Raw genomic sequence first — 15,743 nt, 5'->3', positions numbered from 1 at the left:
ACACAATCAAGATGTCTTGTCTAACAACGCTTTACCAATAAAGCTTAGAGGGAATCCGAACTAGGGAAGCATTCGGAAGTCTGTGCCAGATGGTGTCTCGATGCGGTAGTCTCTACTTGCGTCGCCTAAATTGGTCTAGGCAAGCTCCGTCGCTTTTAGGGCGGGGTGACAACTATTTACTGGGAGGGTTAGAAGCGGAAGGACTGCGATCGATCACCTGATCGATTAAACCATAGTCTAGGGCTTCTTCGGCGGACATAAAGAAATCCCTTTCCGTATCCTCGGCGATGAGGTCGAGAGGTTTACCCGTATGACTAGCTAGGTGTTCATTGAGTAATTGTTTGAGATAGAGAATTTCTTTGGCCTGAATTTCGATATCGGTGGCCTGACCTTGGGCGCCGCCGAGGGGTTGGTGAATCATGATCCGCGAGTTGGGTAGGCTCATTCTTTTGCCCGGTTTGCCGGCACTGAGGAGAAAAGCCCCCATACTGGCAGCTAAACCAATACAAATGGTGCTGACATCGGGACGGATTTGATTCATGGTGTCAAAAATCCCTAATCCGGCCGAAACGGAACCCCCGGGGGAGTTGATATACAAGTAAATATCTTTTTCGGGGTCTTCTGCTTCTAGAAAGAGCAATTGGGCGACGATTAGGTTAGCCAGGTCGCTGGTTACTTCTTGTCCCAAAAAGACGATTCTTTCCCGGAGTAGTCGGGAGTAGATATCGAAGGCGCGTTCGCCCCGGCCTGTGGTTTCAATAACGGTAGGAATCATTGCGCTTTCTTGTCTTGCTGCTGCGGTTAGTTTTTTTGATTGTAACCTAGGGAATGGGGGATAGGGATTAGGGAAAGTGGGGAAGTATTTTCAGTGAACAGTGAACAGTAATCAGTAATCAGTGAACTGAAAACTCAGATCTGATAACAAGGGCCGAATCTAAGACCTAATTGGTTAAGCTAAAAGCTTTGATGTGCTTAGTTTCCAACCTTCTTTTTAGGTAGGAGAATGTCAGATTCTGTCTTTTGCCCCCCAACCCCCCCCGACGTCGGGGGGGTTGGGGTAGGGTTGCCTCTTGCCTTCAGAAGCTGATAACTGATTCAAGGCTGACGACCGAGGACTAACACCTAACCCCCAACAGCTAACGGCTAAAAATAATCTTCTCGATGGCATCTAGGGCGGTTTCTAGGTCATCGTTGACGATTTGATAGGGGAATTCCTCGCTGGCGGCTAATTCTTCTTGGGCGCGCTCTAGACGGCGGGCGATCGCTGTTTCGGCATCTTTGCCCCGGCCGCGCAAACGACGTTCTAATTCCTCGAAACTGGGGGGTAGGATAAAGATTCTCCTCGCTTCGGGGAAGCTTTGACAGACCTGTCTGGCTCCCTCTAATTCGATTTCTAGAATTACGGTCTGGCCTGTTGCTAATTGAGCGGCGATCGCTGATTGGGGTGTCCCATAGTAGTTGCCCGCGTATTCGGCCGATTCCAGAAATTGTCCAGCTGCCATTTTCTCCTCGAAACTGGGACGGTCGAGAAAGTAGTAATCTTCCCCCTCAATTTCACCCGGTCGAGGTGGGCGCGTAGTGGCGGATACGGACAGGTAGAGGTTAGGGAAACGAGTTAGTAAATGCCGGACTAGCGTACCCTTGCCCACGCCGCTAGGGCCAGTAATGACAATTAATTGACCGGGTTGCATGGGGTTAATAACTTAGTTGCTACTATTAACAGGCGCTTCCTTGTTGACCACGAAACGGTGAGCCACGGTTTCTGGTTGAATGGCCGACAGCACTACATGACTAGAATCGGTGATGATCACCGCACGAGTCCGTCTTCCATAGGTAGCATCGATTAAACAGCCTTTATCCCGAGCATCACTGATGATGCGTTTGATAGGAGCAGATTCCGGGCTAACGATGGCGATAACCCGATTAGCGGAAACAATATTACCGAAGCCGATGTTGATCAGTTGTATATCCATAAGTTAACAAAGGTGCAGTCCTTTGTACAAAAGAGTGTGGAGGTATGATTACAATGTTATCGAGAAAGATTTAGCCTTACAACGCTAAAAATAACATTCTTAATCACATTTTAGTATTTTTTCAGGTTTTTTGCGATTTTAATTAAATTTGTTTACACGAGTCTCTATCTTAGGGAATAAAAAGGCAAAAGTCGGGAAAATTAGGGAATTTTGAGGGTCTGGGGTGATGGGGTGTGGGGTGCGGGGAGCTTTTTTTCAGTGATCAGTAAACAGTAAACAGTAATCAGTGAACTGAAAACTCACATCTGATAACTGACGACCGATCACTGATCACTGTGAAGAATGTCCCCAGCAATGGCATGATAATTATGGTAACTAATAAGTATTCTCTATCCTTGGTGGGTGCGTTAGACTATGGGTTTTGCTGATCTATCGATCGCTGATATTGCGGCAGAGTACGATCTGGCCGATGAATCTGTGTTGTCACTTTGCGACCAATTAGGCATCTCCTATAAAGATCGGCAGACTAATCTCGCCCTAGAAGATGCTAAAGCAATTATCTCACTGATTTTATCCCAACGCTCAGGAGTAACCGCCTCGAAAACGGAAACGTCCCCTTGACTTTATTCCCAACTGCGATCTTCTCGGTGTCCGTGATCACTTAGAATCGATCGATACCCTCCCAGAGGAGAAAATTTTTTAGTCACCTTAAAATCCCCTTTCTTGGAACAATTGCGAGTAGGAGAACAATGATCAAACGTTTGATTGTGGCAGCGATCGCTGTAGTCTTTTTTGTATTACAATTCAATCTTAACGGCGCTAGTGCCTTAGAACTCGATCAAGAAACCCTCACCATCACCCTCAATGATGCGGGGGGATCGGTGACTTTGACTTCCGAGCAAGCGACGGAAGGACAGAAACTTTTTGTCGCCAATTGTACTAAGTGCCACCTGCAAGGTAAAACCAAAACTAATAATAATGTCAGTTTGGGTCTGGCCGATCTGGCAAAAGCGGAACCCCCCAGAGATAATCTGTTAGCATTGATTGATTATCTAGAACATCCCACCAGTTACGATGGTGAAGATGATCTGAGCGAATTCCATCCCAATGTTAGCCGTCCCGATATCTTCCCAGAATTACGCAATCTGACCGAAGATGATGTGTATAACGTCGCCGCTTATCTGTTGGTTGCTCCCCGTCTAGACGAGCGCTGGGGTGGGACAATTTACTTCTAAATTGCACTCCATATATCCCTCAATCCCTCTAGATTTCTAGGGGGATTTTTGATTAGACAGCAAATAGTTGTAAAAATTCTTTGAGTTCATTTAATACCTCATGCTCAAAGTTCCAAATATCTTTTTTGGTTAAAGCATGGGATAAATTACAATATTTCTTAGCCTCTCTTTTTTCATTCTGTGATGGTGTATCTTCCCTGATATAGTTTTGAATCCACAATTTATCAATTTTTTTACGATTTATATCAATATTTTTTTGTGCAAGACAGGATCGCCAAGCTTCTACACAATCAGCATGGGGAGAATCTTGGGTTTTAATTTCTCTCAACACTGTCTCTAGTTCCCCCTGTTCATTAACATGAAGAAAATGACAACCTATTTGAGTATTCGTAGAAGCATTTAATTGAAATAGCTTTTGGGTATCATCTATCCTGGCTGCTTCTCTAAAAACTCTTTGAATACATTGACTAACCAGAGCAAGTCTTTCTTGTCTGGTTTGTTCATCTAAATCTAAAACAATACCTATCTTTTGAATATCATCTTTGAGCAAGGTGTTATTAAGTCGTTTCAGCCGTTGTTCAAGGCTACGATAATTTTCTCGTTCTATTCCGTCTAGAATATAAAATTCAACAATAGTTATCGTTAGATGAGTCGATTCATTAATATGCTCAATAATAGCTCGTAAAAAAGCCTGATCATCTTGACTCTCAACAATCATTACATTAGCCACGATTCTACTCACCTCTGATTCGATCATTGTGCTTGAGAGCATAATCTAAGATATCTAATTCACTTTTAATACCGATAATTTTATCAGTTCTGGGACTTCTGGCTAGTTCAAAATAGGCTCCCTGTTCTGGATAATATTCTAACCCCACATCGGCAAAAGCTTGGATCATCTCTAAACTATGGGTTGTGGCAAAAATTTGGCTATCTAGTTCCATAGCTAATCGGAATAAAGTTTTCCAAATATCTGGGTAAGCAGTATAGTGAAGACCATTTTCTATTTGATCGATAAAAATAATTTTTTGCGGATTAAGCAGCAGAGTAATAATTATCTCTATCAGACGATTAATAGCTTCACCAAAAAGAGATATGGTTAAGCGTTTTGTCTCTTTTCTTTTCAGATATAAATTTGGTTCACCCAGAAAAAAACTTTCTATTTTTTCAATAGACGGATCGAGAATTTGTAGAGCTTTTAGCACTTCTTCTTCCTGTTCATTAAAAACTATTTTAGTATAGGACTCGCTCAATTCTTTCAAAGATTTATTGACAGATGCGGCAATGATTACTGGTTCCTCATCACCCGCATCAGGTAAAGCTAGTATTCCCTCAGAACTAGCAATTAAAAAATAGTTCAGTTGACTATCTTTTGAGTCATTCTCAGGGTCAAAAATTGTTTGTATATTTAAGATAGAAATAACCGATTTATTTTTAGCGATAAAATTATATAATTGTTGCCAATCTTCAGGGCGACCTAGAAGACTATCTTTAAGAGAATCGGAAATCGATATTTTTACCAATTTATCTCCTTGGTTAGATTGGGAGCCTTTTAACTCAATAATATTTTTTCTATCAAGATTGAATAATAAATTATCCCAAGCATTTTTAGGAATAGTCGTAACAACTGCTAAAGATTCCTTACGAATGATTCCTCTGATGTAGGGATGAATAGTATTTGGATAGGGATAACTATATAAAAATATTGCCTCTAACAAGGCGGTTTTCCCTGAATTGTTTTTGCCACCAATTAAATTAACTCGCTCAAAACCTTCAATTTTGGTATGCTCAAAACATCTAAAATTACTAATTTCAATATCCTTAATCATGTTGACCTCTGGGCTGGATAAGCATAAACTTAGGGGTAGGAATGACCCTGGCGAGATGGGGATTTTTTTACTTAATTCTAGACGAGAATCGCCTCAAACTCTCAAAACGTTGACTATCCCTGACGGAAACTGCCGCCCTAAGAGATAATAGAGACAGGGATTTATTTACATTTCTTCATCATGGCTAGAGACTTACGAGGATTTATTAAGCTTTTAGAAGATCGTGGGCAATTACGCCGCATTAGTGCATCGGTCTCTGCCGATTTAGAAATTGCCGAGATCGCTAATCGGATGCTACAGGTGGGGGGACCGGCCCTACTGTTTGAAAACGTGCAAGGAGCAGAGTTTCCCGTCGCTATTAACCTGATGGGAACGGTAGAACGCATCTGTTGGGCGATGAACCTGAATAAACCCGAAGAATTGGAAGATTTAGGCAAAAAACTCGCCCTGTTGCAACAACCGAAACCCCCGAAAAAACTCTCCCAAGCGATCGATTTTGGTAAAGTTTTATTTGATGTGCTGAAAGCCAAACCCAACCGTAACTTTTTCCCTGCCTGTCAACAGGTAATTTTAGAAGGGGATGAAGTAGATTTAAAGAAAATTCCGATGATTCGCCCCTATCCGGGGGATGCAGGCCAGATTATCACCCTAGGGCTAGTAATTACTAAAGATTGCGAAACGGGAACCCCTAACGTCGGTGTCTATCGCTTACAGCTACAGTCTCACAATACCATGACCGTCCACTGGTTATCCGTGCGCGGTGGGGCGCGTCACCTGCGAAAAGCGGCACAAATGGGCAAAAAATTGGAAATAGCCATCGCTTTAGGGGTTGATCCTCTGATTATCATGGCCGCCGCCACTCCTATCCCCGTAGATCTCTCAGAATGGCTGTTTGCGGGATTGTACGGCGGTTCCGGGGTACAGTTAGCCAAGTGTAAAACCCTCGCTTTGGAAGTGCCGGCCGACTCAGAAATCGTCCTGGAAGGAACAATTACTCCCGGAGAGGTATTGCCAGATGGACCCTTTGGTGATCACATGGGTTACTATGGCGGTGTGGAAGATTCACCCCTGATTCATTTCCACTGCATGACCCATCGTCGCGACCCCATTTATTTAACCACTTTTAGCGGTCGTCCTCCCAAGGAAGAAGCGATGATGGCTATCGCTCTTAATCGTATTTATACACCGATTTTACGGCAACAGGTGTCGGAAATCAGGGATTTTTTCCTACCTATGGAGGCTTTAAGCTATAAAGCGGCGATTATCTCCATTGATAAAGCCTATCCTGGACAAGCGCGGCGAGCGGCCTTAGCTTTTTGGAGTGCCTTACCCCAGTTCACCTATACTAAATTTGTCATCGTCGTCGATAAGGAGATTAATATTCGCGACCCCCGGCAAGTGGTTTGGGCAATTAGTTCTAAAGTGGATCCGGTTCGCGATGTGTTTATTCTCCCGGAAACCCCCTTTGATAGCCTCGATTTTGCCAGCGAAAAGGTCGGTTTGGGGGGGAGAATGGGAATTGATGCCACCACTAAAATGTATCCCGAAACTGACCACGAATGGGGGGAACCTTTGGAGTCGGATCCTGCCATGGCACTCAAGGTTTCCCAACGCTGGTTGGAATACGGTTTAATCGATATTAATTTACAAGAAGTGGATGCCAATAAGTTTGGCTACGAAATGTAGATTTAACCGACTAAATAGTCAATAGCTTATCTTGTCCCTAAATCTCAAAAAAATCGGGCTAGAAATATCTTCTAACCCGATATTACTGATTAATTTCTCGACTTAATAAGCGTCCTGTAGTTCGTAGAATTCGGGAGAAACGTAATCTTTGCGTAGAGGCCAACCGACCCAATCTTCCGGCATTAAAATCCGTTTCAGGTGGGGATGTCCTTCATAAATAATGCCGAACATATCATAACTTTCTCGTTCTTGCCAGTCAGCTGCTTTCCAAATCCAGTAAACCGAGGCAACCCTGGGATTATCTCTGGGAAGAAAGACTTTTAAGCGCACTTCCACGGGACTATCGACATTATCGGTTACTTTGACTAGATGATAGAAACTAACTAATTCTTTCCCCGGTCCCAAATCGTAAGCCCCCTGACATTGGAGATAATTAAAACCATAAGCGTATAAAGCAGTGGCCAGAGGAATTAAAAAGTCTGCTTCTACTTTAATCAATTCCACACCACTATGGTCAGCTTCTAAAGCTTGATGATCAAAACCATTTTCGCTTAACCAAATCGAAGTGGGGCCAGCTTGCACAATAGCTGTCGTTTCTTCAGTCATTTAGATTTCTTCCTTTTGTTTCGTGGTCAAAAGAGCGGGGGGAACAGGCATACCGGTGGCTTCTAGTAACTCTTTCGGAGGTGCTTGACGGGTGGCCGATTGCAGATATTTACCCGTAAGAATCGGTTCCGTGGGCTGCATTTTATGGGTGGTGCTGTAATAACGATTGGTTTGCTGGAGGACAGTCCCGCGTTCTTGAATAGATTCGTTAGCGACTTTTTTCCGCAGTTTAATAATCGCGTCGATAATCGCTTCCGGACGGGGGGGACAACCGGGTATATAGACATCCACGGGGATAAGTTTATCTACCCCTCTAACCGCAGTGGTGGAGTCACTGCTGAACATTCCCCCCGTAATCGTACAGGCACCCATGGCGATAACGTATTTAGGTTCCGGCATTTCTTCATACAGACGCACCAAAGCGGGGGCCATTTTCATGGTGACTGTACCAGCAGTGATGATTAAATCGGCTTGCCGGGGACTAGAACGGGGAACTAAACCAAAGCGATCGAAATCAAAACGGGAACCAATCAAGGCTGCGAACTCGATAAAACAGCAAGCTGTACCGTATAGCATCGGCCAAAGACTTGACAAACGCGCCCAGTTATACAGGTCATCAACGGTGGTAAGGATGACATTTTCCGATAAATCCTGGGTAACTTTAGTGCGTTCGATGGGATTGAGGATTTTTTCGCTTTGTTGTTCGATAATTTGCTTAAATTCGCTGGTAGGGTTGGGACTCATCGGGTTATCCTCTCATGAAAAGTCAAAAATAAGGAAAATTATGGCTGTTATGACCATTCTAAGGCTCCTTTCCGCCAAGCATAGACGAGAGCAACCACAAGGATAGCAATAAAGATCAGTGCTTCTACAAAAGCTAATAGGCCCAATTGATTGAAAGCTACTGCCCAAGGGTAGAGAAAGACGGTTTCCACGTCAAAAACCACGAAAACGAGGGCAAACATATAATAACGAATGTTAAACTGAATCCAAGCACCGCCGATCGGTTCCATCCCCGATTCATAAGTGGTGCGTCTTTCCGGACCACCACCACTAGGCCGCAGGACTTTGGAGGCCGTTAGGGATAGGATTGGTACTAAACTGCAAGCGAGCAGAAATCCTAGAAAATACTCGTAACCTTTGAGGACAAACACTGGGTTTTTTTTCTCCTTATTCGCTATCGACAGGGGAAGTTGTCGGCATCTCTATGGCTACTTATTATAGAGGCTTTAGCAACCCGTCTCCTTCTCAAAAGCAGCATTGAGGATGTCAACTAGATTGCTCGTTAAGATTGTACGGGAGTGCTGGAGTTGCCAGTTCGAGCATTTGTACTAAAATTTCCGACAGGCAGTCTAAATTAGGAGCCGACCAAAGCAGCGATCGCACTAAGAGGAGAGGGTCTGGTATGGGGATAAATGTAAAAATTTATTAAATTGTAGCGTATGATACAGTCTGGTGGGGGGTAGAGTGCATATTGGTCACTATCTGCAACTAAACAGGAGAGTAAAGCCATGCCTACTTACTACGGTACAGATTCCGCAAACTCCTACAACTATACGGGAAGTGAACAACTTTATGCCTATGGTTATGGTGGCAATGATACCATCTGGGGCAATACCAACAATGATTATATTGACGGTGGCGACGGCAACGATTCTCTTTATGGATGGTCGGGAAATGATATCTTATGGGGAGGGAATGGCAACGATTATTTATCTGGAGAAACTGGCAATGACCAATTATATGGACAATCGGGAAATGACAACTTGTCAGGGGGATCAGGGAATGATTATCTAAGTGGTGACATTGGTAATGATCGCTTAATGGGCACTGCTATTACCAACTATTATAACAGTTATGAGTATGACACTTTAGTTGGGGGGGCTGGATCGGACATTTTTGTGCTAGGTAGCAGTGCTGGCAACTATTATCAAGGTAGTGGTTATGCTCTTATTACTGACTATAACGGGGCAGACGACTATATTGAAATATATGCGATTATTAGTTCAATTAGCCTATCGAGGGTAAATTGGTTTGGTACTTCTGCTTTAGATACAGCCATCTATCAAGGAGGTGACTTAATTGGAGTAGTTCAAGATAACACCAGTATTGCGTTAACCAGTTATTACTTTCGATTTGTTTAGCATCGCCTCGTAGGTTGAGTTGAGCGCAATAATACTGTAGAGAAAACGTACACAACCTAATTCCTTTAGAATATTTAAAACTTTTCTATATCTAGAGAACGGGTTTATTAAAGAAACCCGTTTTTTTTATTCAGTCAGAAGTATCAGAAAAAACTATCATTTTGCTCTGATTTTTTTGCACTTGTACAACAATTAAATTTATCATAAAAAAGAGAAAAAAATACCTTGAAGATTAGATAAATTATGGTAAATCCTCTGCATCTCATATTTGTAAAAATATCATCTGGACAAGACACCATTAAGATAGGCACAACGTAAAGATAGAATATAAGAAACGTTCTCATTATGAAAAATCAATTATCTCAGCTTTATGAAACTGATTTTAATTTGTGGATTGAGCAAACCGTCAATCACTTAAAAAAGGGCAATTTACAGGCCGTTGATTTAGATAACTTAATCGAAGAAATATCCGATATGGGACGTAATAATAGACGGGAGATATTCGGCCGTTTAAAAGTTCTCTTGATGCACTTACTTAAATGGCAATATCAACCAGAAAAACGGACTAATAGCTGGATAAATACCATTGATGAGCAAAGAGAACAATTAGAGCTTATTTTCAGGGATAGTCCTAGCTTAAAACCCTATTTAGCCGATATTTTCGCAGAATGTTATCAAAAAGCAGTGCGAGGGACTGTAAATGAAACTAATTTACCAAAAGAAACTTTTCCGGTTGATTGTCCTTTTACCCAAGAACGGGTTTTAAATTGGGATTATTTTCCTGAAAATACCTTTTGAACAATGGATATAAGTAGGGAGGCACAATTATTTGTAGGATGGGTTAACGGTAGCGTAACATGAGCGGGCGTTGGGTTTCATGCTTCAACCCAACCTACGTTCTTTTGAACAATGAATCTGGCAGTTTTATGAGAAAATCGCCCTGCTGTCAAGACTGATTTTTTTCTTGCCAAATAGCCAAGGCCATTTGATGAACAAATCGCCAAGGTAGATGATGCTGACGGGCAATAGCGGCACAATCTTCGTATTCTGGTTGTACGGTAATCGGTTGATTAATTGACTCTTTGTAGGCAACTTTTAGCCGAATTTGACCATAGACAGTATCGATCGATTGTATCTCTCTTTTTAAGATTAATCGCTCTTGAATCGTCCTTCTAATGCCTAAAGTTGTGGTTTCTTGAAAGATCATATTTTCACAAATAGCAATTTTATCCAAGCCACAAATTACTGTCAAAAGTATTCCCAAACGAGATTTTTTCATAGTAATTGCTTGACTAAATACATCCAAGACCCCCGCTTGTAATAAAGCCTCGCTTAAGTAGGCGATCGCTTGCGGATTTAAGTCATCAATTTGAGTTTCTAAAACTGCCACAGTTTCGATTTCATCTAGCTTTTCTGGTTCTTTTTTCCCTAACCAAAGCCGGACAAGATTGGGAATCGGTAAATCTTTTGTCCCTGCCCCTAAACCGACCTTTTCTAACTGCATTTTGGGCGGTTTACCGAAACTTTTAGCTAAAGTTGTCACAATAGCTGCCCCCGTGGGTGTTACTAACTCCGCTGCGATGCCATTACTATAAATTGGTACTTGTCGATTACTTAACAATTGTACTACTGCTGGCACGGGAACCGGTAAACGACCATGGGCGGCCTGAACTGTACCGCCGCCGGTGGGTAGAGAAGAACAGTATAATTCACTCACCGATAGCCAATCCAAACCCAAACAAGTCCCAACGATATCAATAATGGCATCGGTTGCCCCCACTTCGTGAAAATGCACCTTTTCTGGCGCGATCCCGTGAACGGCTCCCTCTGCGATCGCAAGTTGTTGAAAAACCGCTAAACTCCATTCTTGGACTTTCTGGGGTAAATTTGCCTGTTTGATTAAATTTTCAATCTCCGGTAAATGGCGAGCGGGGGTATGATGGTGATGGTGGTGATGATGAGCGCACTTCTCGGCAGTGACATCGACGTGAACCTTAGTAGCAATTTGACCGCGACGATGCACTTTTTCGGCCCTTAACTGATATTCATCCTCAATTCCTAAAGTTTTTAGTTGTGCAATCAGGTATTCTAAGGGGACTCCTAAATCTACTAATGCCCCTAAACACATATCCCCGGCGATTCCCGTGGGACAATCCCAATAGGCGACGATTTTGCTATCATGGCTACTATTTACTCTCTCCATCCCGAAAATCCCCAGCAACGTTCTATCCAAGAAATCTGTCATGCCCTTAAAAATGGGGCAATTATGCTTTATCCTACCGATACTGTCTATGCGATCGGTTGCGATCTCAATGTGAAATCTGCCGTCGAACGAGTTCGCCAAATCAAGCAACTATCTAATGATAAACCCTTGACGTTTCTCTGTTCTTCTTTGTCGAATATTTCCGAGTACGCAGTGGTCAGCGATCATGCCTATAAGATTATGCGACGAGTCATACCCGGTCCCTACACTTTTCTCTTACCGGCGACTAAATTAGTGCCGAAAGTGGTGATGAATCCAAAGCGGAAAACCACTGGTATCCGGGTTCCCGATCACGTTATCTGTCGCACTATTCTCGAAACCCTAGAAAATCCCATTATCTCTAGTTCTGCCCATCTTCCCGATCAGGAGGGGGATTTTCCCACCAAGGGATTAGAATCCGCTAGGTTATTCGATGCCCTCGATCATATCGTTGATTTAATTATCGAAGATGGTTCTGCTCCCGGTTCGGAAGTGTCAACAATTGTTGATTTTACCGGCGATCAACCGGATATCGTGCGTCAGGGTTTGGGTTGGCCGGAATTACAACAATGGTTATAACGAAGGCACTCATGCACTCATGCACTCATGCACTCATGCAAAAGGCCGCTTTTTGCTCCCCACACCCCACACCCCACACCCCACACCCCACACCCCACACCCCATACCCCACACCCCACACCCCACAACTTCCCACTTGCCACTGATAACTGATAACTGATAACTGATAACTGTATCGGTTATTGCGACTTTTTATTTCCTGAAAACCGCCTTGTGGAAGTCAAGTTAGTTGCTTAAGATGGAGATAATCGCAGTCAGAGAAAACCTCTCAAGGAAATTATTACTATGGCTTTCACTCTTTATTCTCCCTTCCTAGAAATTAATTCTGTCCAACGTCAAATCGATCAACTTTTTCAAGAAGTATTACCGACAACTTCATTGGTATCTCGTCCCCCGGTGGAAATCTCCGTTAACGAGGATTCCGTGGAATTAAAAATCGAATTACCCGGTATGGATATTAAAGATATCGATGTGGAGGTTAGCAAGCAAATGGTGGCTATTAATGGGCAACGTGAATGCGCTGCCGAGGTAAAAGACAGCGAATTTTATTATGGTAAATTTAGTCGCTTGATTACCCTGCCAGTAGAGGTGCAAAATAGCCAAGTTACCGCTAACTATCAAGACGGTATTCTTTATCTCACCCTCCCGAAAGCGGCGGCAGAAAAAAATAAAGTGGTTAAAGTTAATCTTGGTTAGATGAGAAAAAGACTGGAGAAATTCTCCAGTCTTTGGTTTTATTTGTAGTCGCTAACTGTTAATGGAGTTCTTTGCCATTTAGGTTGACGGGACGGGGTTGAATAACACCAAAACCGCCGTGATTGCGTTGATAGATAACGTTGATTTCGTTAGTGTCTTTGTTGCAGAACATAAAGAAATCGTGATCGACTAATTGCAATTGTGTTAGTGCTTCCTCAATAGTCATCGGTGGCATGGCAAAGTATTTCATCCGCACTACTTCCGCAGGTAATTCGGGAGTGCGATCGCCAATTAGGTTATCATCTAAGAGTTTCTCTTGCACCACCTCGCTAGTTTTAACGGTGGCGTTGGTGCGATGATCCACCAATCTTTCTTTATACTTGCGGAGTTGACGAGCGATTTTATCAGAAACTAAATCAATACTCGCGTACAAATTTTCGCTTCCTTCTTGAGCGCGAATCACTGTTCCATTAGCATAAACCGTTACCTCCGCTTTGTGACGATCGGGAATGCGTGCATTCTTTTCCACGGAGAGGTGAACATCGACCTTTGTGGTTATGCCGTTAAAATGTTTCACCGCTTTCTCCAGCTTTTGTTCCACATAATCATGAATAGGTTCGGTGACAGCGATATTATTGCCCTGAATCAATAGCTTCATACTCACTACTCCATCTAAAAATTTTGCTATGGACTGCCCACATCAACTATTTTTAAGGGATGTTGATGCCAGGAATTTAATCCTCAAAAAAACTGCTCGATCGCGCTGTTGATTGAAAGTCAATTAGAGGTCACAGTCTAGATATTGTCGGTGTTCTCGTTCTCTTTTTTTTGTCGGATCGCACGGAAAATTCATCGGGTCGAGCGCCTATTTGCAACTGGATTTATCTACCTCTATTCTAACAAGTTTCTCTAAACCTTCTCTTAACAGAAATGCGAAGTTCTGTTAACTTTCATTTAAAGAAACTGATTTTTGCCGCCAGCAAGGGAATCCGGTGATTGTTTCTCCCGTTCGACGGTTAACCTCGGAATAGATGGGATAACCTTAGATTAGCACTTAGTATTCTCCCCAACATCTATATCTTCCCTTCTTTTAATTTTCCTTTGCGCTCCTTCACATTTCTTAAATAATTTGACAAATCTCGCAATGAATGCTCAAAAAATACCTCGTCCCTGTGGGCTAAAAATTCGGGCAATTACGCCCTATTCTTTGGCAACAGCGATCGCTGGTGGGGCGAGAATTGCTAATCCCGACTTACCTGATATCCTGCTAATACTCGAACAGCCCCCGTTTATACCCTATCCATTAGTCAGATCTTTCTTAACAAAAAGAGAAGAAACTTAAAAAAAAGGGAGACGATTGATAGGTATAGTTTTGAAAGAAGGAATCAAGGTCCAGGTGAGCAAAAAAATGGAGAAATGGGCAGCCCAAGAATTACAGTATGCAGACCTAGGCGACAGGAGAAGAAAGAAAAGGTTAATCAGTATCGTGGAAAATTTGGCCAGCCAAATTAGTACAAGTGTTCGACAAGCTTCGGGAAATCTAGCGGCAGCGAGTGCCACCTATGACTTTTGGAATTCCCCCTATTTTCACCCCTCAGATATAATTGCCGCCCAAGCTAAAAGTACAGTAGAAAGAATCAAAGAACATCCAATAGTTTTGGCAGTGCAAGACACAACCAGTTTAGACTTTACGACACAAAAAGCCAAAAAAGGAATGGGTTATCTAGATTGTAAAACCTCCTTTGGTCTCAAACTTCATACCACATTAGGAGTGTCCCCGGTCGGAATATCTTTAGGACTGATTAATCAATAGGTCTGGGCAAGAGAAGAAAAGAATTTAGGGATTGCCAAGCAACGAAAAAAAAGAGAAACCCAAGAAAAAGAAAGTCAAAGATGGTTAAATTCTTGCTCAAAAACACAACAACAAATACCCGAAGATATTCAAGTAGTAACAATCGGAGATTGTGAGGCAGACATATTTGATTTATTTGCCCAGTCAAGAAATCCTAACTCTCATTTATTAATCTGAGGAACTCATAACCGAAAAGTTAACTATCTCGAAGACAAGGAAAAGTCAGGGCATCCAGAGACTAAATATTTACATCAATCCATCAGAGAAATTAAAGCCTGTGGTAGCCTAGATGTGCAAGTAAAACGCAATCCTAATCACGAGGCTAGACTAGCTAAACTAACAGCTAGATTTGCCAGTTTTGAAATACAAGTACCTAGCCATTACCCCAAGGCGAACCCTCGTCAACCTGTCAAATTACAGGTGATTTTAGTAGAGGAAGCAAGTAGGTTATTGCTGCTATCAAAGACCTGAAAAGAAGCAAAAGTACCAGGTCTTTCAGAACCACTATTAAGTGCAAAACCAAATTTTAAGAAATCTTTCGCTCCTACAAGACAATCAACCCTTCTCGACTTTATTAAAAATTTAGATGTAATCCTAAATCCTGTTATTAAAAACTGATTATTTATTCCCCCTTTCGCCGTTCGGCGGTTCGACCGACCTCACCGTCGAAGCCTTTTGCCTGTCCTGATATGTAGCCTATACTCAACGGATTTAGTACTATACAACTTTGGCAGGAGGTCTAAGGCAAAGCCGTCCTAAAAGCACGGGGTTTCAAACCGAGGATTTGCGATGATACAATAAAGTTAGGCCAAAATGCGATCGCAAGAGATAAAGCATGGTTCAAGCACCCATCGAACCCCAACTTTTCTATCCTGACTCCGACGGTAAACCTATGGCCGAC

16 protein-coding genes and 4 pseudogenes are annotated in these 15,743 nt (G+C 42.6%); 10 read left to right on the top strand and 10 right to left on the bottom strand.

The window, feature by feature from the left end; translation table 11 throughout:
* Positions 1-172: 172 nt before the first annotated feature.
* From clpP to remA, 3 genes and pseudogenes are all read right to left on the bottom strand, one after another.
* Positions 173-784 (bottom strand): annotated as a pseudogene (gene clpP / locus BGL89_RS15490) (ATP-dependent Clp endopeptidase proteolytic subunit ClpP); the annotation flags it as partial.
* Between the two features lie 352 nt (positions 785-1,136).
* Entirely contained in the window at positions 1,137-1,691 is a 555-nt protein-coding gene (gmk, locus tag BGL89_RS15485) for a guanylate kinase (RefSeq protein ID WP_286826456.1), read from the bottom strand.
* A 12-nt stretch (positions 1,692-1,703) separates the two neighbouring features.
* Positions 1,704-1,973, bottom strand: coding sequence for an extracellular matrix/biofilm regulator RemA (gene remA, locus BGL89_RS15480; protein ID WP_002737924.1), 270 nt, complete (start codon positions 1,971-1,973; stop codon positions 1,704-1,706).
* Positions 1,974-2,387: 414 nt separating this feature from the next.
* Between remA and BGL89_RS15475 the strand changes: the two genes are divergently transcribed.
* Both BGL89_RS15475 and psbV read left to right on the top strand, forming a co-directional pair.
* Positions 2,388-2,594: a hypothetical protein gene (locus BGL89_RS15475; RefSeq protein WP_002735525.1), complete on the top strand. Its 207-nt coding sequence runs from the start codon at positions 2,388-2,390 to the stop codon at positions 2,592-2,594.
* A gap of 128 nt (positions 2,595-2,722) precedes the next feature.
* Positions 2,723-3,208, top strand: coding sequence for a photosystem II cytochrome c-550 (gene psbV, locus BGL89_RS15470; RefSeq protein ID WP_286826455.1), 486 nt, complete (start codon positions 2,723-2,725; stop codon positions 3,206-3,208).
* Between the two features lie 52 nt (positions 3,209-3,260).
* Here the strand turns inward: psbV and BGL89_RS15465 are convergent, their stop codons facing one another.
* Complete coding sequence (locus BGL89_RS15465) at positions 3,261-3,965, bottom strand: DUF3226 domain-containing protein (RefSeq protein WP_353743946.1); 705 nt, start codon at positions 3,963-3,965, stop codon at positions 3,261-3,263.
* Positions 3,943-5,037, bottom strand: a complete 1,095-nt coding sequence (locus tag BGL89_RS15460; protein WP_286826453.1) for an AAA family ATPase — start codon at positions 5,035-5,037, stop codon at positions 3,943-3,945. The genes BGL89_RS15465 and BGL89_RS15460 overlap by 23 nt, the downstream gene beginning before the upstream one ends.
* 180 nt (positions 5,038-5,217) lie before the next feature.
* On the opposite strand from BGL89_RS15460, the gene BGL89_RS15455 reads away from it, so the two are divergent.
* A complete protein-coding gene (locus BGL89_RS15455) occupies positions 5,218-6,723 on the top strand; it encodes a UbiD family decarboxylase (protein ID WP_286826452.1) in 1,506 nt (501 codons plus the stop codon).
* A 102-nt stretch (positions 6,724-6,825) separates the two neighbouring features.
* On the opposite strand, the gene BGL89_RS15450 is transcribed toward BGL89_RS15455, so the two are convergent.
* The 3 genes from BGL89_RS15450 to ndhC are packed head-to-tail and all read right to left on the bottom strand — an operon-like array spanning position 6,826 to position 8,483.
* On the bottom strand, positions 6,826-7,329 hold the full coding sequence (locus BGL89_RS15450; RefSeq protein WP_286826451.1) for an NAD(P)H-quinone oxidoreductase subunit J: 504 nt from the start codon (positions 7,327-7,329) through the stop codon (positions 6,826-6,828).
* Positions 7,330-8,073, bottom strand: a complete 744-nt coding sequence (gene ndhK / locus BGL89_RS15445) for a photosynthetic/respiratory NAD(P)H-quinone oxidoreductase subunit K (protein ID WP_271991212.1) — start codon at positions 8,071-8,073, stop codon at positions 7,330-7,332.
* 47 nt (positions 8,074-8,120) lie between these two features.
* Positions 8,121-8,483, bottom strand: a complete 363-nt coding sequence (gene ndhC / locus BGL89_RS15440) for a photosynthetic/respiratory NAD(P)H-quinone oxidoreductase subunit C (RefSeq protein ID WP_002739390.1) — start codon at positions 8,481-8,483, stop codon at positions 8,121-8,123.
* Positions 8,484-8,840: 357 nt separating this feature from the next.
* Here ndhC and BGL89_RS15435 point away from each other — a divergent pair, with 357 nt between their 5' ends.
* Together BGL89_RS15435 and BGL89_RS15430 are read left to right on the top strand one after the other, a co-directional pair.
* Positions 8,841-9,473 (top strand): calcium-binding protein, encoded by a 633-nt coding sequence (locus tag BGL89_RS15435; protein ID WP_286826450.1) that lies wholly within the window; start codon positions 8,841-8,843, stop codon positions 9,471-9,473.
* A gap of 345 nt (positions 9,474-9,818) precedes the next feature.
* On the top strand, positions 9,819-10,271 hold the full coding sequence (locus BGL89_RS15430; RefSeq protein ID WP_286826449.1) for a DUF29 domain-containing protein: 453 nt from the start codon (positions 9,819-9,821) through the stop codon (positions 10,269-10,271).
* Positions 10,272-10,419: 148 nt separating this feature from the next.
* On the opposite strand, the gene larC is transcribed toward BGL89_RS15430, so the two are convergent.
* Positions 10,420-11,676, bottom strand: coding sequence for a nickel pincer cofactor biosynthesis protein LarC (gene larC / locus BGL89_RS15425; protein ID WP_286826448.1), 1,257 nt, complete (start codon positions 11,674-11,676; stop codon positions 10,420-10,422).
* Here larC and BGL89_RS15420 point away from each other — a divergent pair.
* Complete coding sequence (locus tag BGL89_RS15420) at positions 11,653-12,294, top strand: L-threonylcarbamoyladenylate synthase (protein ID WP_286826447.1); 642 nt, start codon at positions 11,653-11,655, stop codon at positions 12,292-12,294. The two genes, larC and BGL89_RS15420, sit on opposite strands and share 24 nt — an antisense overlap.
* 285 nt (positions 12,295-12,579) lie before the next feature.
* On the top strand, positions 12,580-12,990 hold the full coding sequence (locus tag BGL89_RS15415) for an Hsp20/alpha crystallin family protein (protein ID WP_286826446.1): 411 nt from the start codon (positions 12,580-12,582) through the stop codon (positions 12,988-12,990).
* Positions 12,991-13,048: 58 nt separating this feature from the next.
* Here the strand turns inward: BGL89_RS15415 and hpf are convergent, their stop codons facing one another.
* A complete protein-coding gene (gene hpf / locus BGL89_RS15410; protein ID WP_286826445.1) occupies positions 13,049-13,648 on the bottom strand; it encodes a ribosome hibernation-promoting factor, HPF/YfiA family in 600 nt (199 codons plus the stop codon).
* Positions 13,649-14,134: 486 nt separating this feature from the next.
* Here hpf and BGL89_RS15405 point away from each other — a divergent pair.
* From BGL89_RS15405 to BGL89_RS21305, 3 pseudogenes are all read left to right on the top strand, one after another.
* Positions 14,135-14,278, top strand: a pseudogene (locus BGL89_RS15405) (lipoyl(octanoyl) transferase LipB); the annotation flags it as partial.
* Positions 14,279-14,398: 120 nt separating this feature from the next.
* Positions 14,399-15,280 (top strand): annotated as a pseudogene (locus BGL89_RS15400) (IS4 family transposase); the annotation flags it as partial.
* Between the two features lie 397 nt (positions 15,281-15,677).
* A pseudogene (locus BGL89_RS21305) lies at positions 15,678-15,743 on the top strand (Uma2 family endonuclease); the annotation flags it as partial.

The organism is Microcystis sp. LSC13-02, assembly GCA_002282935.1.
In the GTDB taxonomy this organism is placed as follows: Bacteria; Cyanobacteriota; Cyanobacteriia; order Cyanobacteriales; family Microcystaceae; genus Microcystis.
This window is presented reverse-complemented; position numbering and strand designations above follow the sequence as displayed.